Below are 23,998 nucleotides of genomic sequence, written 5' to 3'. Positions count from 1 at the left end.
TTTCAGAAAGCGTAGTTGGCGGAAACGTAAGTCTGGGCGCTGCTGGTCAGTCTCAGCGAACCCTGTTTGCTGCCACCGTGCTCGCTCATCTCGGTGCTGGCATTGCTTCGCAGGTAACGGTACCCCAGTTCAACCGACGTATTTTGCGAAACCTGCTGTAAAACTCCCATCTGTCCGCCAATCGCGTAACCGATATTGCTGTCGCGACTGAAACCTGGCGATTCCTGAGTCATTTTGGTCAATCCCGCCGAGGCGCCGCCGAAGAGTTTGGTGCTGCCACCTACCGGGTAGAACAGATCGTAGCTGCCCAAGAGGTTTTCCTGACGCAGTTTAATGCCATTGTGCGAGCCCGACACGTTGTCGTAAGTGGCGTAGTAGCGCCCTTGACTGTTTTGCTGGCCCAGACGCACGCCCCAGGTTGTGTCCTTGCCAATCACGCCGTCAGCGTTCGGACGGTCAAGGTTGTCGTTCAGGGCGTGGGACTTTTTGATCTTGTCGCTGGTCTGCCCTAACGTCAGGCCGCCAAAAGTGTCGTTGGACGCGAACGCTGTCGTGCTTGCGCCCAAAATGGTGAATGCCAGAAGCAGTTTTTTGAATCCAGTCATGGTGAAACTCCTCGTAAGTTGCTTGTTTGTTGGCTACGGGGCAAGACTACTTACGCCGCCCTGAACTCCCCCTGAACGCGCCCTTAACCTAAGCTGAACCAACTCTTCCCGAGTGTTTCCATGAGTTTCAACAGGAGATTCGACCATGCGCATGTTCTTCGCCGTCCTCTTGCTGGCCTTGAGCGGACTCAGCCAGGCCGCCATCAAGACCCAGGAAATCCCCTACCAAACTGCCGACGGCACGAAAATGATCGGCTATTACGCCTACGACGATGCGATCAAAGGACCGCGGCCCGGTGTTGTGGTCGTGCACGAATTCTGGGGGCTCAACGACTACGCCAAACGACGTGCCCGGGATCTGGCCGGTCTGGGCTACAGCGCACTGGCCATCGATATGTATGGTGACGGCAAGAACACCGAACATCCGAAGGACGCCATGGCTTTCATGCAAGCCGTTTTGAAAGACAGCGCGGTGGCCAGCGCACGGTTCCAGGCCGGGCTCGATCTGCTGAAGAAACAGCCGCAAACCGACCCCAATAAAATGGCCGCCATTGGCTACTGCTTCGGTGGCGGCGTGGTGCTCAATGCGGCACGTCAGGGTGTGCCTTTGGCTGGTGTCGTCAGTTTCCACGGCGCACTGGCAACCAATACCCCTGCTACGCCAGGCAGCGTGAAAGCGAAAATTCTCGTCGAACACGGCGCCCGGGACAGCATGATCACTCCCGAAAATGTCGCTGCGTTCAAAGCCGAAATGGACAAGGCCGGCGCCGACTACACATTCATCAGCCTCGACGGCGCCAAGCATGGCTTCAGCAATCCTGATGCCGATCGCTTGAGCCACGGCGATCATGGCGGGCCGGACATCGGTTACAACAAGCCGGCGGATGAAAAGTCGTGGGCGGACATGCAGGCGTTTTTCAAAAAGATTTTCAGCTGACACGCCCAACGTCGGGAGCCGAGCATCCCTGGGGCGAGGGAGCTTGCTCCCTCGCCCCAAAGCCCTTGACTACTACCCAGCGCCAATCCAACCCGGCAAAATGCCAGACATGAACCCAATCCCCGCCCTGCCCGCTTTCTGCACCCCACTCGATGCCCATTGGCCGCTGCCCCATGTGCTGCCCGATACCGTGCTGTTGAGCACGCACTTCAATACCTCGCAACTGGTCAGCGACGATTTCCAGCGCAGCGCCATTGAAGCGCCAGCGACCATCCAGCGCTCCGTCGCCAAGCGTCAGGCGGAGTTTCTCGCCGGCCGTGTCTGCGCCCGTGCCGCACTGCAACAATTGGAAGGTCTGAACGTCAGCCCGGCCATCGGCGAAGACCGGGCCCCCGTCTGGCCGGCACACATTACCGGCTCGATCACTCACAGCACGGGCCGTGCCGCCGCTATCGTCGCAAAAAAAAGCCATTGGCGCGGACTGGGAATGGACCTGGAAAACCTGCTGAACGCCGAACGGGCCGAGCGCCTGGCCGCAGAGATCCTCACCCCGCAGGAACTGCAGCGCATGGCGGCCGGCCATCACGATCAACTGGCGTTATGGGTAACCCTGACCTTTTCGGTGAAAGAGAGCCTGTTCAAGGCGCTCTACCCGATCGTCCGGCAGCGTTTCTACTTTGAACACGCCGAAGTACTGGAGTGGACTGAAAGTGGAGAGGTGCGGCTGCGATTACTGACGGACCTGTCCGCCGAATGGCGCAACGGCACCGAGCTGGATGCGCAGTTCGGGGTCAAGGATGGGCAGTTGTTGAGCCTGGTCAGTCTCCAGGCCTGAAAACTCTAGCGCCTGTACGGGACTCCTCGCAGAGGCGATTGCCCAGACAACCAAGCTCTCAGCGCTTCTCCTGATTGCGCGGCCAGCTCAAACTGAAACAGGCGCCCCCCAGGCTCTTGCTCTTGCCGATCAACGCCCGCCCGTCGTGCCAATGAATGATGCGTCGCACGATGGACAACCCCAACCCATGCCCGCCCGAAGCACGGGTACGGCTGTCGTCGAGGCGCAGAAACGGAGTAAAGATTTTCTCCCAGGCGATTTCCGGCACGCCCGGCCCGTCATCCTCGACATCGACCCGACAGCGCTGCTGCCCAACCTGATAGCTGATGGTCACCCGTGATTGCGCGTGACGCATGGCGTTACTCACCAGGTTCTGCAGCGCCCGATGCAGGTAGCGCGGTTCAGCCTCGACCCAGGCGTCGTCGCAATCGGCCGCCGACAGGCACAACCCGCGCTGCACCGTGACGTCGGCACGCAAAGGCGACAGCTCCTCGATCACCTGATTGACCAGCGCATCCAGGTCGATGCGCTGGAAGTTCAGCGCCGGCGAGCCCTGCTCGAGCCGTGCGTAAGTGAGCATTTCATCGACCAGTCGGTCGAGATCCTCAATGTCGTGGTCCATGCCTTCACAGTACTTTTCCAGGGCTTGCGGCGTGGTGGCCGAACCAATCATCTCCAGGCCGAAACGCAGGCGCGCCACCGGCGTACGCAGCTCGTGGGAAACGGCGCGCACCAGTTCGCGCTGGATCGCCAGCAATTGTTGCAAGTGTTCGGCCATGCCGTTGAACGCCGACGCCAGACGCCCCACCGAGTCCGCACCGCGCGCCGGCACACGGGTTTCCAGGCTCCCCTTGGCGATGCGCGTGGCCGCTGCCTCAAGACCGCGCAAGCGGCGCTCCAGTTGGCGAACCAGCAGGTAAACGATCAAACCGATCAGGGTCAGGCCCAGTGCGGCAATCAGCACGAGCCATTCCGGCGGATAAGGATTCATCTGATACAAAGGGCCGATTTCCAGGACCCATGGGGTCCCGACCATGCCGGCGAACACGCGGATCGAATCGCCCTCCTTGCCCAGCGCCATCACCGTGTCACCTTCGGACACTCGACGACTCTGGTCCTCGTCCATGTCCGCCTCATCGACCGTGACCAGACGCAAGTCGAAGCCAAAACCCTTGTCCTGCTTCAGTTGTGCCAGGCGCTGGGGTTGCTCGGCCACCGGCACGCGCACCAGTTCATCGGTCAACAGGTAAATCGTCGCCCGCGCCAGTTGCTCACTGATCTGCTGGACTTCCCCCGTGAGTACCAGTTGTTCCTTTTCGCTGACCAGCCGGTAAACCTTCGCCGCATGCGGACCGGTCTGCTCCACCAGCGCTTGACCGTGCAGCACGCGGGTGCGCTGCGTCAGGTCAAGGTCGGTCTGGTTGAAGGTTTTCAGCGCCAGCGGAATCCCCAGCAGGCGCTCCCACACCAGCAATGCACGATGGCGCTCGGTCTCGTTCATCGGTTGCAGATTGTCGGCCATCAACGAGAACGTGCCATGGGCCAGGCGCTCGCGATACTGCTCGCTGCGTACCTGGTTGAGCATGTGTAACGCCAGCACACCGAGCACCGCCACCAGGACCAGCGCGGCGCACATGCCGCCGTAGATTCGCAGGAAGATCGAGTTCACAGCGGCGAGTCTACACAGGCCTCAGGAACGAACAGGTAGCCTTTGCTGCGCACGGTCTTGATCAGACGAGGGTGATCCGGGTCATCGCCGATTTTCGGGCGGATGCGTGAAATGCGCACGTCGATGGAGCGATCCTGGCCGTCATAGCCGATGCCACGCAGCGCCGTGAAGATTTCTTCCCGGGACAGAATGCGTCCGGCATTGGCTACCAACAGCCAGAGCAGATCGAATTCGGCGCTGGTCAGTTCGATGCCATTGTCGTTAAGCCAGGCTTCGCGCAAAGCGTTGTCCACGACCAACGGACCGAACTGCAGCCGCCGTTGTTTCTCCGGGGCGGCTTCTGGTACTTCACTACGCCGCAACAACGCCTGGATGCGTGCCAGCAGCAAGCGTGGACGCACGGGTTTGCATACGTAGTCGTCGGCACCCAGGTCGAGGCCGAGGATCTGGTCGGTATCGTCGGTACGCGCGGTGAGCATCAGGATCGGCCCGTCATAGCGGTCGCGGACTTTGCGGCAAATGCTCAAGCCGTCCTCGCCGGGCAGCATCAGGTCGAGGATTACCAGGTCCGGTTTTTCCTTGATGATGCGGGCAGCGGCAAGGGCACCATTGCCTTCGATCGACACTCGCAGGCCGTTGGCTTCCAGGTAATCGCGGGTGAGCTCGGCCAGACGCTGGTCATCCTCGACAATCAATACCTGCCAGGCTTCTTGCTCCACGGGTGACCTCTTCTCGCCAGTAAATCTAATAAGGAAGGATCCGCCCGTCTTTTTGTAATGATTGGGGAGGATAAATTGCCTGCATGCTGGCCGATTGTATAAACGTCGCTCGCGCAGAACACAAGCCGCTAAATGCGTTCGGACAAGACGGTTTTTTGTGATAGGGTTCGCGCCCTTAAAAATCCACCTGGCCGTTTTCGATCATTGAAAATTGATGAAAAAAGGTCCGGTCCAGCAGCATTGCGGCCTACACGCCGATTCGCTCTTTCACACACAATTTACGCACAGGTTTATCCACAGGTAGTACGTTGCAATCCCCCCCCAAAACGCATTATCTTGTACCTCGGCGCCAAAAAAACCCTAGATGTAGGGTTTTGCGCAAAAGACCAAACACAAACCGGACACCAATTTCAAGCGCTTTTCTTGCCACCTTCCGGTTGAACCAAACGTATTTTCGACAGCCAAAACCGCGCGTGCGGATGGTTACTGTATTTCGGCCCAAAAGGGTGAAAACGGTACGGGTGTTGCAGTCCCCAACTGTCACCTCAAAGGACCCCGGCCTCCCGCCCAAGGCGTGAGACCAAAGACTTCGGCATGGAAGCGGCGCCCAAATAGCCCCCTTCCTACTGTCCCGAAGTTGTTATGCCCGGCATTCGCCGGTTGTAGTGCTTCAGGACAGAACGGTGGGCACCGTGATGGTGCCCAAACAAACATAGAGAACGTGGAGACACCCATGCAAACCGACACAACTCGCGAGAACCCGCAGGGCACCTTGCCGCAGGCCGCTGATTCGAATTCGGATCTGTCCGCCACCGCGCCAGGCCAGCTTCGCGTGATCAAGCGTAACGGCACTGTCGTTCCTTACACCGATGACAAAATCACCGTCGCCATCACCAAAGCGTTTCTCGCAGTTGAGGGCGGCACCGCTGCCGCTTCGTCGCGAATCCACGACACCGTTGCACGCCTGACCGAACAGGTCACCGCGACCTTCAAGCGTCGCATGCCATCGGGCGGCACCATCCACATCGAAGAAATCCAGGACCAGGTAGAACTGGCCCTGATGCGCGCCGGCGAGCAGAAAGTCGCTCGCGACTACGTGATCTATCGTGATGCCCGTTCCAAGGAACGCGCCGTACGCGCCCCGGCCGAAGAAGCGGTCAACGCTCATCCTTCGATCCGCATCACCCGTGCCGACGGCAGCCTGGCGCCGCTGGACATGGGCCGCCTGAACACCATCGTCACCGAAGCCTGCGAAGGCCTGGAAGAAGTCGACGGCGACCTGATCCAGCGCGAAACCCTGAAAAACCTGTACGACGGCGTGGCCCTGACCGACGTCAACACCGCCCTGGTGATGACTGCCCGTACGCTGGTCGAGCGCGAGCCGAACTACTCGTTCGTCACCGCCCGCCTGCTGATGGACACCCTGCGTGCCGAAGGCCTGGGTTTCCTCGGCGTCGCCGAAAGCGCCACTCACCACGAAATGGTCGACCTGTACGCCAAGGCCCTGCCTGCCTACATCGCCAAGGGTATCGAATTCGAATTGCTGAACCCGGTTCTGGCCGACTTCGACCTGGAAAAACTGGGCAAGGCGATCAACCACGAGCGCGACCAGCAGTTCACCTACCTGGGCCTGCAAACCCTGTACGACCGTTACTTCATCCACAAGGATGGCGTGCGGTTCGAACTGCCGCAGATTTTCTTCATGCGCGTGGCCATGGGCCTGGCGATCGAAGAGAAGCAAAAGGAAGACCGCGCGATCGAGTTCTACAACCTGTTGTCGTCCTTCGACTACATGTCCTCGACGCCAACGCTGTTCAACGCCGGCACCCTGCGTCCGCAGCTGTCGAGCTGCTACCTGACCACCGTGCCGGATGACCTGTCGGGCATCTACCACGCGATCCACGACAACGCCATGCTGTCGAAATTCGCCGGCGGCCTGGGCAACGACTGGACGCCTGTTCGTGCCCTGGGTTCGTACATCAAGGGCACCAACGGCAAATCCCAGGGCGTCGTACCGTTCCTGAAAGTGGTGAACGACACCGCCGTCGCCGTTAACCAGGGTGGCAAGCGCAAGGGCGCTGTCTGTGCCTACCTGGAAACCTGGCACATGGACATCGAGGAGTTCATCGAGCTGCGCAAGAACACCGGTGATGACCGTCGTCGTACACACGACATGAACACCGCCAACTGGATTCCTGACCTGTTCATGAAGCGTGTCTTCGATGACGGCAAGTGGACCCTGTTCTCGCCGTCCGAAGTTCCAGACCTGCACGACCTGACCGGCAAGGCCTTCGAAGAGCGCTACGAGTACTACGAAGCCCTGACCGAGTACCCAGGCAAGGTCAAGCTGTTCAAGACCATCCAGGCCAAAGACCTGTGGCGTAAAATGCTGTCCATGCTGTTTGAAACCGGCCACCCATGGCTGACCTTCAAAGACCCGTGCAACCTGCGCAGCCCTCAGCAGCATGTCGGCGTGGTCCACAGCTCGAACCTGTGCACCGAGATCACCTTGAACACCAACAAGGACGAAATCGCCGTTTGCAACCTGGGCTCGATCAACCTGCCGAACCACATCGTCAACGGCAAGCTGGACACCGCCAAGCTGCAACGCACCGTGAACACTGCCGTGCGCATGCTCGATAACGTGATCGACATCAACTACTACTCGGTGCCGCAAGCGAAGAACTCCAACTTCAAGCACCGTCCGGTCGGCCTGGGCATCATGGGCTTCCAGGACGCGCTGTACCTGCAACACATCCCTTACGGTTCCGACGCGGCTGTCGAGTTCGCCGACAAGTCGATGGAAGCGGTCAGCTACTACGCGATCCAGGCTTCCTGCGACCTGGCTGACGAGCGCGGCGCCTACGAGACGTTCCAGGGCTCTCTGTGGTCCAAGGGCATCCTGCCGCTGGATTCGCAACAGATCCTGATCGAGCAACGTGGCCAGAAGTACATCGACGTTGACCTGAACGAAACCCTGGACTGGGCCCCTGTGCGCGCCCGTGTACAGAAAGGCATTCGTAACTCCAACATCATGGCCATCGCTCCGACCGCGACTATCGCCAACATCACTGGCGTTTCGCAGTCGATCGAACCGACCTACCAGAACCTCTATGTGAAATCGAACTTGTCGGGCGAGTTCACCGTGATCAACCCGTATCTGGTTCGCGATCTGAAAGCTCGCGGCCTGTGGGATTCGGTCATGATCAACGACCTGAAGTACTACGACGGTTCCGTGCAGCAAATCGAGCGCATCCCGCAAGAACTCAAAGAGCTCTACGCGACCGCCTTCGAAGTGGACACCAAGTGGATCGTTGACGCAGCAAGCCGTCGTCAGAAGTGGATCGACCAGGCCCAGTCCCTGAACCTGTACATCGCCGGCGCTTCGGGCAAGAAGCTGGACGTGACCTACCGCATGGCCTGGTACCGTGGTCTGAAAACCACTTACTACCTCCGTGCCCTGGCCGCGACCAGCACCGAGAAGTCGACCATCAACACCGGCAAGCTGAACGCTGTTTCCAGCGGCGGCAACCACGGTGACGACTCGGTCCTGGCTGCGCCAGCAGGTCCGGCGCCAGTGCCGAAGGCTTGCGCCATCGACGAGCCGGATTGCGAAGCTTGCCAATAAGCTGAGCTGGTCAGCGTCGCAAAGCGCTTACCTGAAACCCCCGATGAGCCACTGGCTGATCGGGGGTTTTCTTTTGCCTCTTGAAGGAGCGAGCTTGCTCGCGATGTAAGCGAAAGCAACACGGGTGATCAGCCAGAACGCGTGATCGTTAACGTCCATCGCGAGCAGGCTCGCTCCTACCGGACCGACCCAAAACTAAAAAGCCCCTCTTGCGAGGGGCTTTTTGTGCAGCGCTTTCAGCCAACCTGCATCAGGTCATCTGAATAATGGTCTGCATGATGGTGCTTTGGGTGGAGATGGTCTTGGCGTTCGCCTGGTAGTTGCTCTGCGCCTTGATCAGGTCGACCAGTTCGTTGGTCAGGTTAACGTTGGACTCTTCCAGGGAGTTGGAAACCACTGCGCCCAGGGTACCGGTTTTCGGTGCATCAACGCCGGCCACGCCCGAGGCGAAGGTTTCTTTCCAGCGGGTACCGCCGATTGGCTGCAAGCCTTGCTCGTTGGCGAAGCTGGCCACCGCTACCTGTCCGATGGCCTTGGTTTGCTGGTTGCTGAAGTTGGCGGTCATGACGCCGCTTTCGTCGATGGTCAGGCTGGAGATCTGGCCGGTGGCGTAGCCGTCCTGGTATTGGGCGGTACGGGCGGTTGGCGAGTTGTAAGAAGTGGTCAGCGCCATGTTGAACGCAATACCGCCAGTGGCAGCGACGGAACCGTTCGGGCCCCAGGTCACTGGAATCGCTGCGGCGTTTGTAATGGCGCCAGGCACCCAACCAGTCATGGTCAACGTGTTACCGGTCTTGGTCCAGCCGGCACCCGCCGTCAGCGTGTTAATGCTGCCATCGGAGTTGAAAGTGATATCAGCGGTCAACGGAGTCAGGGTGTTGTTGGCCGGATCCGATGGGGTACGGCCGTCCATGTAGGTATAGACACGCCAGGCATTGGTACCCGTTTTCACGTAGTACTGGTCCATGGTGTGCTCGTTACCCTGGCTGTCGTAGACCTTGGTGGAGATAGTCTTGTTATAGCTATTAGTATCTGTCGGGCTGAACGTGGCCACGGTAGGCATTGTTTCCGCCGAGTTCAGGTTCATCGTCTGATCAACCTTGGTAGTCGGATTCGGCTTCAGGCTCGACGTATCAATCTTCAAGTCAGTCAACACACCGTTGATGATCTTGCCATTGGAGTCGACGCCATAACCCTGCAGACGGTTGCCGTTGTTGTCGACCACGTAGTTCTGGGCGTCTGTCTTGAACGCACCGGCACGGGTGTAGCTCAGGGAGCCGTTGTCGCTGAGGATGAAGAAACCGTTGCCCTGGATACCCATGTCCAACACGTTGCCGGTGTTGTTCACGTCGCCCTGGCCAAACTGCTGGGAAACGTTGGCCAGACGCACGCCGTTGCCGACAGTCTTGCTACCGGTACCCAGGCGCGTGGCCGAGTACACGTCTTCGAATTCTGCACGGGACGATTTGAAACCGGCGGTCGCGACGTTGGCGATGTTGTTGCCGGTTACGTCCAGCTGTTTGTTGGCTGCATAGAGACCGCTGAGGCCGATATTGAAAGACATATTCCACTCCTTTGTGCCGTGTTAGTCGGCTCTATATACCAATGGTCTGTACTTTGGAGAGGGCAACACTGCCCAGGCCTGCCAGGTTCAGCATCATCTCGCCACCGGTCTGGCTGATGGTCACGCTGTTGACGGTGGCCGGCAGGTAAGTCACCAGCGAGGTCGCCTGACTGTCGTAAGTCGCGGTAGCCGCAAACTTGTAAGTGCCGGCCTTGGCCACTTCGCCCGCATCGTTTTTGCCGTCCCAGATGAAACTGGCGTTACCGGCTTGCTGGCTGCCCAGGTCGATGGTGCGAACAACTTTGCCGTCGGTATCAGTGATCTTGATCGTCACCGGATTCGTCGAGGCAGGTACGACCGCCGTACCGTTTAAACTCTTGGAGGTGTCGACCACTGCGGTGTCGGTCTGGGCAACAACAGAACGACCTACCAGCGAAGAAGCCTGCAACGCTTGAGACGAGTTGTAGTTGCTGGCAATGCCGCTGACCGTATCGTTGAGCGTGGTAATCCCTTCCAGGCTACTGAACTGTGCCAATTGAGCCACGAACGCGCTGTTGTCCTGCGGGTCCAGCGGGTTCTGGTTTTTCAGTTGCGTCACCAGCAACTGCAGGAACGCGTCCTTGCCCAGGGTCTGGTTGCCTGTGGAGCTGCTGACCGCCGATCCCAGACTGTCCTTCGTGGTGCTGGTCTTGACCGAAGAATTGGCCAAGACATCCTTGAGGCTCAAACCGCTGGTCGAATCGCTAACACTCATCTGAGTCGCCCCTTATCACTGACCGAGGGTCAGGACTTTCTGCATCATGGTTTTGGCGGTGTTCATCATTTCGGCGTTGGTCTGGAACGAACGACTCGCGGAAATCATGTCAGCCATTTCTTCCACTACGTTGACGTTCGGGTAGTAGACGTAGCCCTTGGCATCGGCAGCCGGATGGTTCGGCTCATAACGCGCCTCGAGATTGCTCTGATCTTCGACCACGCCCATGACCTGCACGCCTTGACCGGCGGCGTCCTGGTTCTGGAACAGCGAATCGCTGCCACCGCTCTGGCCGCCCTGGAACATGGTGGCGAATACCGGGTGACGCGCACGATAGGTCTGGTCGATGCTCGACGAGACGGTTTCGGCGTTGGCGATGTTCGAAGCGACGGTGTTCAAACGAGTGGTTTGCGCACTCATGCCGCTACCGGCAATGTTGAAAACACTGGACAGGGACATGACTTACTCTCCGCGCAGGGCTGACACCAGCCCCTTGAATTTGCTGTTGAGCAGCGTGAAGCTGGCCTGGAAGCCGACTGCGTTTTCCGCGTAGTTCGACTGTTCCAATTGAGCGTCCACGGTGTTCTGGTCGATCGAGGGTTGCATCGGCGTGCGATACATCAGCGACTCATCACCATTACCCAGGCCTTCGGCTTCGATATGACGACTGTTGGTCATGTTCAAGGCGAACGTGCCGTTCTTGGCTTTATCGCTCTGTGCCTCGAGCACTTTAGAGAACTCCAGATCCCGAGCCTTGTAGTTCGGGGTGTCGGCGTTGGCAATGTTGTTGGCCAGAACTTCGGCGCGCTGAGCGCGAAAGCCCAGAGCCTTTTCGTGAATACCGAGCGCTTTATCGAAGCTGATGCTCATGTCGGGAAACCTTCGGGTGACCTGATTTTTCGTACGATGAACTTAGCAAGCGTCATGCCAATTCATGAAACCCCGTAAACCGGGGCTTTGCGAGCAGTGGCAACGCGGCAATGCCAGAAAAGCGGCAACCGTTTTCCGCCGCCTGCCGCTTTTCTGCCGCTTCCCCATTGGCAAACGCATGCGTTTTTGGAAGCGGGCTCGAGGTGTTGGCAGGAATACACCGGGCATAAAAAAACGGGAGCCCTCTGAGGTCTCCCGTTTTCTGTCCAGCAACGAATCACTTCGCCTGGTAAATGATCCCCGGACTGCACTGGACCATCTGGTAATGATCCGGCAATCCATTCAGCGCTTCCGAAGCACCAAGGAACAGATAACCACCGGGCTTCAACGTACTGTGAATGCGCAACAGGATGTCCTTCTTCACTTCGGCAGAAAAGTAGATCAAGACGTTGCGGCAGAACACGATGTCGAACTTGCCCAGGCTGGCGTAACTGTCCAGCAGATTGAACGAGCGGAACTCCACCCGACTCTTGATCGGAGCCTTGATGACCCAGCGCCCCGGCCCTTTCGGGTCGAAATATCGTTGCAGTCGCTCAGGTGACAGGCCGCGACCAATGGCCAGGCTATCGTACTCGCCGGTCTTGCAGTTGGTCAGCATGGTGCCGGAAAGATCGGTGGCAACAATCTGCACCCCCATCTTCAACTGTCCCATGTTGGCCCGCTCGAACTCATCGATGGACATCGACAGCGAATACGGCTCCTGACCCGACGAGCATGCCGCCGACCAGATACGCAGACGCTGGCCGGGACTGGCCTTGATCGCTTCGGGCAGCACCTTGTTCTTCAAGACTTCAAAGGGGTAAGTATCACGAAACCAGAGGGTTTCATTGGTGGTCATGGCATCCACCACCTGCTCGCGCAAACCGCTGCGCGGCTGGGTCTGCATGCGCTGGACAAGCTCACCCAACGACTTGATACCCTGCTGCTCCATCAGTTTGTTGAGACGGCTCGAGACCAGATACTGCTTGTTTTCACCGAGCAAAATGCCACAGGCTTTTTCCAGGAATACCCGGAACTGTTCGAAATCCAAATTACCCGTTGACAATGCTACCGCCTCTTAAATCGTGTTGACTGCCAGGAGCCGAACGCCCCTAGCTGATGTCTGCTGCTTTGATCCGGTCGACCACCCGGGATGCCAGGTCATCAGGACGGAATTTGGCGAGGAAGTCATCGGCACCGACTTTCTTGACCATCGCCTGATTGAACACACCCGACAACGAAGTATGCAGGATGATATGAAGCTTTTGCATGCGAGGGTCGTTGCGGATCTCCGCCGTCAGTGTGTACCCGTCCATCTCCGGCATCTCGATGTCGGAGATCATCATCAGGAACTCTTCTTCCGGCTTCTTGCCCTCATCGACCAGTTTGCGCAGGTAGTCCAGCGCTTGCCGACCATCGTTCAATGCCACCACTTCGACGCCGACCGTTTGCAGGCAACGCGTGACCTGCTTGCGCGCCACCGACGAATCATCGACCGTCAGCACACGCAAAGAGAGCGCTTTGTGCTGGGTTTCGACGTCCACCACGCCGACCGAAATCGCTTCCGGTGTCGGAGCCACTTCCGCCAGCACCTTTTCGACATCGATGATTTCGACGAGCTGATTGTCGACCCGAGTCACCGCCGTCAGGTAGTGATCGCGACCAGTGCCCTTGGGTGGTGGATGAATCTCCTCCCAGTTCATGTTCACGATGCGCTCCACCGAGCGCACCAGGAAACCCTGGGTCTTGGTGTTGTACTCCGTGATGATCACGAAAGGATTGTTCTTGTCTTTCAAGCCCCCGGAGCCGGTCGCCATCGCCAGATCAAGGATTGGAATGGTCGCCCCCCGAATATTCGCCACGCCGCACACGACAGGACTGGACTTGGGCATCAGCGTCAATTGGGGGCATTGCAGCACCTCCCGAACCTTGAATACGTTGATCCCATACAGCTGCTGGCCGTCAAGACGGAACAACAACAGCTCAAGGCGATTCTGCCCCACCAGTTGCGTGCGCTGGTTTACCGAATCCATTACACCAGCCATGCCCAGACTCCTACACCAACGCTAAGTGTTGTTGCGACGCACATTCATCTCTAAACGGCACGGCGCTTGCTTTTTATCTCTCTATGAACACAGAACCGACATTATTTCGACGCCTGGCCACACCCTACCGCAAATTAATCGGCGTGTTGGCGGCTGCATGCCTGTTCAACGCTGGCAGCCCTGCCCTTGCTGACGCGGTTACCTTGCCTGACATGCTTATCGGCGTCACTCAGGGCTTTCTTGAGTTCACCGTAGAAGACTATCTGGCCACCAGTCAAACGGAAGGTCGCTACGAAATCCAGGTCAACCAGCTCGATCCCCGATTGCGCATGCCAATGTGCGACAAGGAATTGACAGCCTCTCTTGAGAGTCCGGCCAAGCCGTTGGGGCGGGTAACGGTCAAGGTTCGCTGCGAAGGCGCTTCGCCCTGGACTGTGTTCGTACCCGCTCAAGTACGCCTGTTTCGCGACGTCGTGACCACCACTCGACCGCTGCGCCGTGCCGGCATTGTCGAACCTGGAGACGTCACCTTGCGAGAGCGCGACATCAGCCTGATCAGCCAGGGCTATCTGACCTCGGTGGATCAGGCGATCGGGCAAAGATTGACCCGACCAACGGTCACTGACCAGGTCATTACCTTGGTGCACATCGAGCAGGCCGAAGTCATTCGCAAGGGCGATCAGGTGGTGATTACCGCACGCACGGGTACGCTCAGTGTGAGAATGCCTGGCGAGGCACTGGCCAGCGGTGGCCTGAACGAACAGATCCGGGTCAAGAACCTCAACTCCCAGCGAGTCATCAAGGCGCAGGTCACCGCGCCGGGTCAGGTGGAAGTGTCCATGTAGGGTTCTCTATTCCTGGTGCTCGCAGCTCAAGAGGATGGCGCTAACCCAGGCTGTTCCCTAAACTGTCCTCCATTCAGGGCGAGCACTGACGCGCGCAAGCTCATTGATAAACGGGCCTAAAGTTTTTCAGGGAATGGCCGAAAACATGGCAAGCGTCCAAATTCCCAGAGGTTTTTTATCATGGTCATCGATTTCAGCCGTTTGAACAGCTCCTCGTCACTTACAGGCAGTACACGTACCAGCGCAAGCCAGGCAGCGGCCGAGGCCGATAAATCCGCGTCGCTGAATACCCCGGCCGAACAGGCCAGTACCGTCAAAAGCGGGGAATCGGTACATCTCAGCAATGAGGCTCAACAGTTGCAAAAGGTCACTGATACGCTGCGCGATCAACCTGTCGTCGACAACGCCCGCGTGGCTGCGTTGAAAGCAGCGATCGCCGATGGCAGCTACAAAGTCGACAGCAACCGTGTAGCCAGCAAACTGCTCAACTTCGAAGCCCAGCGCTAGGCCCAAGGCCTGCGCCAGGCTTTTGGACGCTTAAAACCCAAGGCCAGCCATGCAAGACACTAATTTACTGCAACTGATCATCGACGATTTTGCTCCAGCGCAACAATTGCTGGAGTTACTGCAGATCGAGTCCCTCGCCTTGCATGGTCGCGACATGCCTCTGCTCGAAAACGTTCTAGCGCAGAAACAGGCATTGATCATCTTGCTCGAACAGCATGGCCGCAAGCGCAGCGAGATCCTCGCCAACCTCAACCTGCCAGCCAACCGCAGCGGCCTGGAACAATTGGCCAGCCAGTCAAGCGTTGGCGAAGCATTGCTGGCGCAAAGCGATGTGCTGACCAACCTCCTGGCCCAGTGCCACACGACCAATGCCAGCAACGGACAGTCGATTCTGATACAGCAAGCCGCTACGGCTACCCAGCTGAAAATTCTTACCGGCGGCGAACCTCCCGCGCTCTACGATGCCAGCGGATCATTCTCCAAGCTTGTGAAACCGCGCCCGCTCAGTCAGGCTTAAGCTTGTCGATGAGCACGCTCTATCAAGACGCGAAACATGCTGGCAAAATGCCAGTTAGCCGTAGTCAAAATTTGTCTGGAGATTGATTAACCGTGTCCAATGCCTTAAATGCGGATGATGCTCCGCAGCCACCCAAGGTGCTTAGCACGCCTCTGGAAATCTCCAGCAACCTGCGCCAGCTGCAAGAAAGTCATGACCCACTGATCATTACGTTCCACGAGCGCAGCCAGCGTTTCCAGAGCTATCTGGTGGACATTGATCGTGAAACCAACATGATTGCCCTGGACGAAATGATTCCCCGAGACGGCGAACGCTTCCTGTTGGCCGGCGAACCCTTCAAAGTCGAAGGCTTCCACGAAGGCGTGCGCATTGCTTGGGAAAGCAATGGTCCGCTGACTATCGACGAATCCGGCGATAGTCGTTGCTATCGCGGCACGCTGCCCGATGAAGTGGTCTACCACCAGCGCCGCAATGCGTTTCGCGCTGCGTTGAAGCTGGCACAATTGGTCGACGTCGACCTTGATGGCGAGAAAATCAAGGCACCGATCAGCGGCAAGCTGCTGGACATCTCGGCTACCGGTTGCAAGTTACGCTTTTCTGGCGACATCACTGACCGCCTGCAATTGGGTCAAGTCTATGACCGCTTCGTGGCCGCCCTGCCCTTTGGCAAGATGACAGCCCCGGTCGAGTTGCGTTACCTGCACTTTGAAGAAAAGATCTCCACCACCTTCGCCGGTGTGCGCTTCCATAACATGAGCGGACTGGTGCAACGGCAGGTCGAGCGGTTCGTCTATCAGTTGCAACGCGAAGCGCGTCGCTTCGACAAAGACGACTTCTGAGACAGTCCTTCAATAAAAACGGGCAGCCCCTTGCGGTGACTGCCCGTTTTTTTTGCCTCAATGTTATGGCCTGGCCTCGGTAAAACTTTTTTCGCTGCCCGCGTCCGGCTGCTCACGAGGTGTATCGTCCTCAGGCTCCGATTCGGACCCAGGTTCGGAAGGTATCGGGTTCTGCATCTGGTCCTGCACCACTTGCTCATTCACCCGCGGATCGAGTGCCGCCACCAGTGGCGAGCTCGACATACTATCCGGCATGGCGACGTGCTGCAGAGGCGCATCGTCCACCTGATGCAGGTTGGTTACCGCTTTCGGACGGATTCGCCACACCAGGATCAACGCGAAAAAACTGAAGAATGCATAAAGCATCTGGCTGCCGAACAACTTCATCAGCACCCCGGCCACCAGCGGTCCGATACTGGCGCCGACCCCGTAGGTCACCAACAACATCGCGGTCAGCGATACACGACGATCCCCCTCGATGTGGTCATTGGAAAATGCCACTGCCAGCGGATACAGACAGAACTGGACCAATGAGCAGAGAAAACCGGCGATGAACAATACCTCTAGAGGAACCCGCTCCATGATCGCCAACGGCAAAGCGGCCAGTGCCAGGCTGAAAGCAAAACTGCGGATCAACAGCGCCCGGTCATAGCGATCGGACAACCACCCCAGAGGCCATTGCACCAGCAGCCCGGCAAAAATGCAGCTGCCCATGAACAAACCAACCTGCTCGGTGGATAACCCTTGCTGAGAGGCATACAGCGGTGCCAAGCCATAAAACGAACCGACGATCAGCCCAGCCCCCAACACCGTACTCAACGACTGCGGCACACGCTTGATAAAGAACCTCGGCTCCATCGGTGCCGGATGCAACGGCGCCGGGTGAATGCGTCGGGTCAGGGCCACCGGCACCAGGCACAAGGCAAAGCACAGGGCGACCAACATCAGTAACTCGAGCCCCAACCCCGGGTGCATGACCAGAATCAACTGACCCAGCACCAACCCCAGATACGACGCAATCATGTAGCCGCTAAACACCACCCCGCGTTGCTTGGTGTCAGCCTGTTCATTGAGCCAGCTCTCGATGACCATGTATTGGCACATCATGCCGAGACCGACGATTACCCGCAGGAATAGCCAGGCAGGCAACCAGTTCACCAGACCATGGCCTAGCACCGCCGCGCCGACGATCCCGGCACAGGCCGAATAAGCTCGAATGTGGCCGACCCGGGCAATCAACCGGTGGCCGATTTTGCCACCCAGTACCAGGCCAAAATAGTTGGCAGCCATCAATGCACCGACCCACAGACTGTCGACATGGTCGGCAGCCAAGCGCAACGCCAGGTAAGTACTTAAAAGGCCTGAGCCGATCAACATCATCAGCGAGGCGAAATATAGCGCTCGAAAGGATTTCCAGATTTGGCGCATCGGCGTTCCGAGCGGCTCCTTGCAGTGAGAAACGGACTATCCAAACGATAGCCCGGTGTCGACATTTCGTCAGGCCTGGGCTGCTAGAACACGCCGTTCCCAGGGAGTAATTTCATCATAAAAACTGGTCAACTCCATGGTCTTCGAAGCGATGTAGCCTTCGATGAACTCTTTACCGAACAGTTCCTTTGCCAGTTGGCTACGTTTCAGACGCTCGAGAGCAGCATGCAAGGTACAGGGTAACGAAAGATTGTCCGGCACTTCAAATTCGCCCTGGATCGGATCGCTCGGTTCCAGTCGTCGTTCAATGCCATAGAGTCCCGCCGCCAGGCTAGCGGCAATTGCCAGGTAAGGGTTGGCATCAGCCCCCGGCAAGCGATTCTCGACCCGACGAGCGACCGGCGAACTGGCCGGAATACGCAAGCCTGCTGACCTGTTGTCATGGGACCAACAGGCATTATTCGGTGACGCGAAGGGATGGCACAAGCGCTGATACGAGTTCACGTTCGGCGCAAACAGCGCGGTGAAATCGGCCATGCAGGCCTGCTGTCCGGCAATGAAATGACGGAAGGTCACCGTCGGTTGGCCGTCTTCAGCACTGAATACGTTATGTCCGTTATCGATATCGACGATGCTCTGGTGGATATGCATCGAACTACCCGGCGTATGCGCCAATGGCTTGGCCATGCAGACAACGATCAGGCCATGCTTGAGCGCCACTTCTTTGAGCAAATGTTTGAACAGGAATGTCTGGTCGGCCAATAGCAGCGGATCGCCGTGCAGCAGGTTGATCTCAAACTGACTGACGCCCATTTCGTGCATGAAAGTATCGCGCGGCAAACCCAACGCCGCCATGCAGGCGTAGACCTCACTGAAGAACGGGCGCAGGCCGTTATTGGAGCTGACACTGAACGCCGAATGACCGTCCTCGCGACGTCCGTCCAGACCTGTTGGAGGCTGGAAGGGTTGAGACGGATCGGTATTAGGTGCGAAGACAAAGAACTCCAGCTCGGTTGCCACCACCGGCGCAAGGCCAAGCGCCGCGTAACGTGCGATAACAGCTTTGAGTTGACCACGAGTCGAAAGATTGGAGCTGGAACCGGTCAGCTCATCCGCGTCGCAGATGGCGAATGCCCGTGGCTGCTGGGTCCACGGCAGGCGATGGATCTGCGCGGGATCTGCAACCAGCGCGAGGTCTCCATCATCGCTTCCATAAAAGCGCGCTGGCGGATACCCACCCATGATGCATTGCAGCAGCACCCCGCGCGCCATCTGCAAACGGCGTCCGTCGAGGAAGCCCTCGGCGGTCATCACTTTGCCCCGTGGCACGCCATTCAAGTCCGGTGTGACGCATTCAATCTCATCAATACCCGTCAATCGCTGCGCGATTGAACTGTGGCCATCCGCTTTCATGACGCAATCCTTGTTGTTGTGCGAGCCGTGAACGACGACCCGTACAAAATAGACTCCGCGCGTTCAGAATATCAAGCAGCGACAATCAAAAAGGTCTGCGGCCAGGGAAAGGCTCAAGGCAGGTAAAGACTGAATACGCCTCCACCCAATGGACCGCCGTTGCTGATCCTGGTGTGCCCCCCGACGCCGTTTCGCTGATGCAAGGCAGCGATCCGCGCTGCAAAGTACAAACCCAGCCCGGTACTACCGCTGCTTTGATTGATACCCTGCACATAATCGGCCTGTCGCTCGATTATCTCGGACGGATACCCTTCACCATCATCATTGATGGTCAGCACCAGTTGCCCAGCCTCATCGCTGACGGTGATCAATAGCGCATGCCGGGCATAACGAATGGCGTTGTTGATGCAGTTGGCCAGTACCGAAGCAATCAGCTCCCGATCGAAGAAACCCAAAGGGCTCAGCGGATCGACCTCGAAAGAAGCGGCAATACCACGGCTGGCGAACACGTCCTGGTGACACGCCAATTGCGCTTCAATGAAGTCATCCAACTCATGGTAGGCCGGCTGCAGGGGCATTTGATTGACGCCCAACTTGTACAGCCCCAGCAACTGCACGAGCATGCCGTTGAGGTGAGCGAACTCGAACTCAATCACGCCCTGCTCCGCAGATTGACGGGTCGGGTCGGGCAGGTTTGCCAACCATTGGCTGTGGGCGCGCATCAGCATCGCCAATGAGTTCTTCATGTCGTGTACGGTTGAAGCAATCACCGTAGAGAAATCCAATGCTTGCTGGTTGTCGTTCATTCGCCAAACGCCTTGCTTTTAAGCTTCTGATAACGCGGATAACGAGCATCGGTGTCAGGCATCAAACCAACCATTTTCAGACAGGTTCGACATTCTTCGAGCTCGGCCGACGGCACATTGGTATCAGTGCCATGCAGCAATGCCTGCGCCATGTTCAATGCGATGCTGATGTTTTTCGGCTGTAGCGCCAGGGCCTTGCGGAACACGTCCCGGGCTTCTACCAGATTACCGGTCTTGTACACGCGTACGCCTTGCCGGTTGAGGTCAGCGGCGGCATTACCGGAGTTGAGGATGGTCGGGTCATCGGTCAACTTGGCGATACCCTTCATGACAGCGGGGTCATCACCATAGATTTCCGCACAATTTTTCAACATCGACGCGCCCGCACTGGGTTGTCCAAGCATTTGTAGTTGCTTGGCCACCAAGAGTGCCGCTTCCGCGCTCATGAACTGCTCCATGCCATCGAGGCGCATCATCGCTTGCTCGGTAAGCTTTTCGGCAGTTTCACTGTCGTTAAGCAAAAGACTGGTCGCTTTCATCAACCGGGCACGAATTTGCAGACCGGGGTCGGACGGATTCTCTTTGGCCACAGCGCTCAGCGTCGTATTGATCTCCAGCCGCGTTCGGGTATCCAGGCCCTTTTCACTCCCTTTGCTGATCAGGGCATGGGCCAGTCCGAGGTTACTTTCCGCATCCTTGAAACGTGACTGGGCGCCTTGGCTAACAGCTTGTCGGTAGGCTCTGGAGGCTGTGTCAAAATCTTCATTGGTCATCGCCAACTTGCCTAACTGCGCTTGTCGGCGCACGGCCAATGGCGATAAGCGAATTGCTTCTTCCAATACGGCCTGCGCCGCCTTGGTGTCACCTTCGGCGACCAGCACATCCGCCATACCGTCGTACAGCGCTGGCATCATCGGGAACACTTTCAGTGCTTTTTCGTAGACACCTTTAGCTTGTGCAACCTGACCCCGCTTGAACAGTAATTGCCCAAGCCCGGCAAAGGCCCAGGGCAAAGGACGATCGGCAATGATGCTGTCGTAAAGACGCTCAAGCGCCTCATTCTGGTTGAGATCACGCAGGGCATCGGCACGATAGCGCAGGCACAATGGCGAGTAGCGGATATCTTGCTTGCACAGGGCGATGCAGGCGTTTAGCACTTCAAGAGGCTTGTCCCGATCGAGCGCTTGCAGAATCGGCTTGAGCAAGGTTTTACGCTGTTCCAGGCGCTCCAGGCGCTGGGCCAGGCCGGAGCGGTTGAAGGGTTTGGTCAGGTACGCGTCGGGCTCGTGTTCCAGGGCGCTGAGTACCATGGCCTGACTGGTTTCGGCGGTGACCATGACGAATACACTTTCATGGCTGATCAGCTTTTCGATCATCAGGTCTTCGAGGACTTGTTGACCGTTCTTCTTGCCATCGCCGAGATGAAAATCCTGCAGGATGAAATCGTAGGACTTCTGCGCACACATACGCAGCGCTTGCTCACCGGAATCGGCAGTATCTACATCCTTCACACCCAGCTCCCGCAGCATGGACCTGACCGAACTGCGGAAATCCGAAAAATCATCGACGATCAGAAAACTCTTTTGGTGATACGACAGCATCGAAGATTTCCAGGCAATTTAAGAAGAAGAACCAAAAGGCCAATACGCGAAAAAGATCAGCTTCATTGCCTCTTTCGGCGCGCAGATGATAGCTAGTAGCCATTAGCTAGCAAGTGATTTTTCTCAAACCGAAACGACGGTTCGGAGGATGCGAGAAATAAAGCTCACTGTAGCCATACGGTTATCGGCCAGAGGTGGCGTTCTCTTGAAGCGGCAAAAGGGCTATCGCGCTTTTTTCGTTGCGAAAAAGGCCTCATAGGTAATCCCCCCCAAGAGCCAGAAACCATCGCTGCCGCTGCCATTTCCGGCGCGGTACTTTCCTGCGGACAAAAACAAAACCCCTACCTGCATACGCAGATAGGGGTTTCGGAATTTAATCTTGACGATGACCTACTCTCACATGGGGAAACCCCACACTACCATCGGCGATGCATCGTTTCACTGCTGAGTTCGGGATGGGATCAGGTGGTTCCAATGCTCTATGGTCGTCAAGAAATTCGGGTACCGAACCGTCTTTCGACGCTTCAGCAAATTGGGTATGCGATAGTTTGTGTGTTGTGCGAACTTTCGGTTCATTGCGTCTTCACACACCGCAATCTGGCTTTGCTCTTTATTTAGGAGCATGCAAATTGCTTGGGTGTTATATGGTCAAGCCTCACGGGCAATTAGTATTGGTTAGCTCAACGCCTCACAGCGCTTACACACCCAACCTATCAACGTCGTAGTCTTCGACGGCCCTTCAGGGAACTCAAGGTTCCAGTGAGATCTCATCTTGAGGCTAGTTTCCCGCTTAGATGCTTTCAGCGGTTATCTATTCCGAACATAGCTACCCGGCAATGCCACTGGCGTGACAACCGGAACACCAGAGGTTCGTCCACTCCGGTCCTCTCGTACTAGGAGCAGCCCCTCTCAAATCTCAAACGTCCACGGCAGATAGGGACCGAACTGTCTCACGACGTTCTAAACCCAGCTCGCGTACCACTTTAAATGGCGAACAGCCATACCCTTGGGACCGGCTTCAGCCCCAGGATGTGATGAGCCGACATCGAGGTGCCAAACACCGCCGTCGATATGAACTCTTGGGCGGTATCAGCCTGTTATCCCCGGAGTACCTTTTATCCGTTGAGCGATGGCCCTTCCATACAGAACCACCGGATCACTAAGACCTACTTTCGTACCTGCTCGACGTGTCTGTCTCGCAGTCAAGCGCGCTTTTGCCTTTATACTCTACGACCGATTTCCGACCGGTCTGAGCGCACCTTCGTACTCCTCCGTTACTCTTTAGGAGGAGACCGCCCCAGTCAAACTACCCACCATACACTGTCCTCGATCCGGATAACGGACCTGAGTTAGAACCTCAAAGTTGCCAGGGTGGTATTTCAAGGATGGCTCCACGCGAACTGGCGTCCACGCTTCAAAGCCTCCCACCTATCCTACACAAGCAAATTCAAAGTCCAGTGCAAAGCTATAGTAAAGGTTCACGGGGTCTTTCCGTCTAGCCGCGGATACACTGCATCTTCACAGCGATTTCAATTTCACTGAGTCTCGGGTGGAGACAGCGCCGCCATCGTTACGCCATTCGTGCAGGTCGGAACTTACCCGACAAGGAATTTCGCTACCTTAGGACCGTTATAGTTACGGCCGCCGTTTACCGGGGCTTCGATCAAGAGCTTCGCGTTAGCTAACCCCATCAATTAACCTTCCGGCACCGGGCAGGCGTCACACCCTATACGTCCACTTTCGTGTTTGCAGAGTGCTGTGTTTTTAATAAACAGTCGCAGCGGCCTGGTATCTTCGACCGGCGTGGGCTTACGTAGCAAGTACTTCACCCTCACCGGCGCACCTTCTCCCGAAGTTACGGTGCCATTTTGCCTAGTTCCTTCACCCGAGTTCTCTCAAGCGCCTTGGTATTCTCTACCCAACCACCTGTGTCGGTTTGGGGTACGGTTCCTGGTTACCTGAAGCTTAGAAGCTTTTCTTGGAAGCATGGCATCAACCACTTCGTGTTCTAAAAGAACACTCGTCATCAGCTCTCGGCCTTAAGATCCCGGATTTACCTAAGATCTCAGCCTACCACCTTAAACTTGGACAACCAACGCCAAGCTGGCCTAGCCTTCTCCGTCCCTCCATCGCAATAACCAGAAGTACAGGAATATTAACCTGTTTTCCATCGACTACGCTTTTCAGCCTCGCCTTAGGGACCGACTAACCCTGCGTCGATTAACGTTGCGCAGGAAACCTTGGTCTTTCGGCGTGGGTGTTTTTCACACCCATTGTCGTTACTCATGTCAGCATTCGCACTTCTGATACCTCCAGCAAGCTTCTCAACTCACCTTCACAGGCTTACAGAACGCTCCTCTACCGCATCACCTAAGTG

Annotated in this window: 20 protein-coding genes and 2 rRNA genes (1 of these 22 only partly in view); 7 read left to right on the top strand and 15 right to left on the bottom strand. The window is 57.2% G+C overall.

All coding sequences use genetic code 11. The features are described 5' to 3' along the window. Nucleotides 1-2: 2 nt before the first annotated feature. Nucleotides 3-605, bottom strand: a complete 603-nt coding sequence (locus ACX3YF_RS14540; protein ID WP_458973866.1) for a hypothetical protein — start codon at nt 603-605, stop codon at nt 3-5. Between the two features lie 145 nt (nt 606-750). Here ACX3YF_RS14540 and ACX3YF_RS14535 point away from each other — a divergent pair, with 145 nt between their 5' ends. Both ACX3YF_RS14535 and ACX3YF_RS14530 read left to right on the top strand, forming a co-directional pair. After that, the gene (locus tag ACX3YF_RS14535) at nt 751-1,542 is read left to right on the top strand and encodes a dienelactone hydrolase family protein (protein WP_458973865.1); all 792 of its coding nucleotides are present in this window, start codon (nt 751-753) and stop codon (nt 1,540-1,542) included. 109 nt (nt 1,543-1,651) lie between these two features. Further along, nucleotides 1,652-2,377: a 4'-phosphopantetheinyl transferase family protein gene (locus tag ACX3YF_RS14530; protein ID WP_196587105.1), complete on the top strand. Its 726-nt coding sequence runs from the start codon at nt 1,652-1,654 to the stop codon at nt 2,375-2,377. A gap of 58 nt (nt 2,378-2,435) precedes the next feature. Here ACX3YF_RS14530 and ACX3YF_RS14525 read toward each other — a convergent pair whose 3' ends face one another. Continuing rightward, nucleotides 2,436-4,046 carry an ATP-binding protein gene (locus ACX3YF_RS14525; RefSeq protein WP_458944448.1) on the bottom strand — a complete coding sequence of 537 codons (1,611 nt, stop codon included), beginning with the start codon at nt 4,044-4,046 and terminating at the stop codon, nt 2,436-2,438. Then, the gene (locus ACX3YF_RS14520) at nt 4,043-4,765 is read right to left on the bottom strand and encodes a response regulator (protein ID WP_196587107.1); all 723 of its coding nucleotides are present in this window, start codon (nt 4,763-4,765) and stop codon (nt 4,043-4,045) included. The genes ACX3YF_RS14525 and ACX3YF_RS14520 overlap by 4 nt, the downstream gene beginning before the upstream one ends. A gap of 733 nt (nt 4,766-5,498) precedes the next feature. On the opposite strand from ACX3YF_RS14520, the gene ACX3YF_RS14515 reads away from it, so the two are divergent. Then, nucleotides 5,499-8,393, top strand: a complete 2,895-nt coding sequence (locus ACX3YF_RS14515; protein WP_090324544.1) for a ribonucleoside-diphosphate reductase subunit alpha — start codon at nt 5,499-5,501, stop codon at nt 8,391-8,393. Nucleotides 8,394-8,643: 250 nt separating this feature from the next. On the opposite strand, the gene flgE is transcribed toward ACX3YF_RS14515, so the two are convergent. From flgE to ACX3YF_RS14485, 6 genes are all read right to left on the bottom strand, one after another. Beyond that, complete coding sequence (gene flgE, locus ACX3YF_RS14510) at nt 8,644-9,957, bottom strand: flagellar hook protein FlgE (protein WP_130209451.1); 1,314 nt, start codon at nt 9,955-9,957, stop codon at nt 8,644-8,646. Between the two features lie 31 nt (nt 9,958-9,988). Next, the gene (flgD, locus tag ACX3YF_RS14505) at nt 9,989-10,711 is read right to left on the bottom strand and encodes a flagellar hook assembly protein FlgD (protein ID WP_130209449.1); all 723 of its coding nucleotides are present in this window, start codon (nt 10,709-10,711) and stop codon (nt 9,989-9,991) included. A 15-nt stretch (nt 10,712-10,726) separates the two neighbouring features. Continuing rightward, complete coding sequence (flgC, locus tag ACX3YF_RS14500; RefSeq protein WP_034146132.1) at nt 10,727-11,170, bottom strand: flagellar basal body rod protein FlgC; 444 nt, start codon at nt 11,168-11,170, stop codon at nt 10,727-10,729. A 3-nt stretch (nt 11,171-11,173) separates the two neighbouring features. Further along, nucleotides 11,174-11,581, bottom strand: coding sequence for a flagellar basal body rod protein FlgB (flgB, locus tag ACX3YF_RS14495; RefSeq protein WP_047532287.1), 408 nt, complete (start codon nt 11,579-11,581; stop codon nt 11,174-11,176). A gap of 277 nt (nt 11,582-11,858) precedes the next feature. Beyond that, nucleotides 11,859-12,686, bottom strand: a complete 828-nt coding sequence (gene cheR / locus ACX3YF_RS14490) for a protein-glutamate O-methyltransferase CheR (RefSeq protein ID WP_130209447.1) — start codon at nt 12,684-12,686, stop codon at nt 11,859-11,861. A 46-nt stretch (nt 12,687-12,732) separates the two neighbouring features. Further along, on the bottom strand, nt 12,733-13,665 hold the full coding sequence (locus ACX3YF_RS14485; protein WP_090324552.1) for a chemotaxis protein CheV: 933 nt from the start codon (nt 13,663-13,665) through the stop codon (nt 12,733-12,735). 83 nt (nt 13,666-13,748) lie between these two features. Here ACX3YF_RS14485 and flgA point away from each other — a divergent pair, with 83 nt between their 5' ends. The 4 genes from flgA to ACX3YF_RS14465 all read left to right on the top strand — a co-directional run bounded on the left by flgA (nt 13,749) and on the right by ACX3YF_RS14465 (nt 16,373). Then, entirely contained in the window at nt 13,749-14,510 is a 762-nt protein-coding gene (gene flgA, locus ACX3YF_RS14480) for a flagellar basal body P-ring formation chaperone FlgA (protein ID WP_288099400.1), read from the top strand. Between the two features lie 180 nt (nt 14,511-14,690). Continuing rightward, nucleotides 14,691-15,017, top strand: a complete 327-nt coding sequence (gene flgM / locus ACX3YF_RS14475) for a flagellar biosynthesis anti-sigma factor FlgM (RefSeq protein WP_130209441.1) — start codon at nt 14,691-14,693, stop codon at nt 15,015-15,017. Between the two features lie 49 nt (nt 15,018-15,066). Continuing rightward, nucleotides 15,067-15,534, top strand: a complete 468-nt coding sequence (locus tag ACX3YF_RS14470; protein WP_458973864.1) for a flagella synthesis protein FlgN — start codon at nt 15,067-15,069, stop codon at nt 15,532-15,534. 92 nt (nt 15,535-15,626) lie between these two features. Next, on the top strand, nt 15,627-16,373 hold the full coding sequence (locus ACX3YF_RS14465; protein WP_103406856.1) for a flagellar brake protein: 747 nt from the start codon (nt 15,627-15,629) through the stop codon (nt 16,371-16,373). A gap of 63 nt (nt 16,374-16,436) precedes the next feature. On the opposite strand, the gene ACX3YF_RS14460 is transcribed toward ACX3YF_RS14465, so the two are convergent. The 6 genes from ACX3YF_RS14460 to ACX3YF_RS14435 form a co-directional block, all read right to left on the bottom strand. Continuing rightward, complete coding sequence (locus ACX3YF_RS14460) at nt 16,437-17,801, bottom strand: MFS transporter (RefSeq protein ID WP_130209439.1); 1,365 nt, start codon at nt 17,799-17,801, stop codon at nt 16,437-16,439. 69 nt (nt 17,802-17,870) lie between these two features. Next, nucleotides 17,871-19,112 (bottom strand): glutamine synthetase family protein, encoded by a 1,242-nt coding sequence (locus ACX3YF_RS14455; protein WP_458974840.1) that lies wholly within the window; start codon nt 19,110-19,112, stop codon nt 17,871-17,873. Nucleotides 19,113-19,327: 215 nt separating this feature from the next. Next, a complete protein-coding gene (locus ACX3YF_RS14450) occupies nt 19,328-20,020 on the bottom strand; it encodes a sensor histidine kinase (protein ID WP_130209435.1) in 693 nt (230 codons plus the stop codon). After that, nucleotides 20,017-21,621 (bottom strand): response regulator, encoded by a 1,605-nt coding sequence (locus ACX3YF_RS14445; RefSeq protein WP_458944447.1) that lies wholly within the window; start codon nt 21,619-21,621, stop codon nt 20,017-20,019. Before ACX3YF_RS14445 ends, ACX3YF_RS14450 begins: the two co-directional genes overlap by 4 nt. A gap of 377 nt (nt 21,622-21,998) precedes the next feature. Then, nucleotides 21,999-22,114 (bottom strand): 5S ribosomal RNA (rrf, locus tag ACX3YF_RS14440). 151 nt (nt 22,115-22,265) lie between these two features. Further along, nucleotides 22,266-23,998 (bottom strand): 23S ribosomal RNA (locus tag ACX3YF_RS14435); it runs 1,159 nt beyond the window's last position.

Source organism: Pseudomonas fluorescens group sp. PF-69 (genome assembly GCF_054481235.1).
The sequence above is the reverse complement of the archived record's forward strand: the minus strand, read 5'-3'. Positions and strand labels throughout refer to the sequence as shown.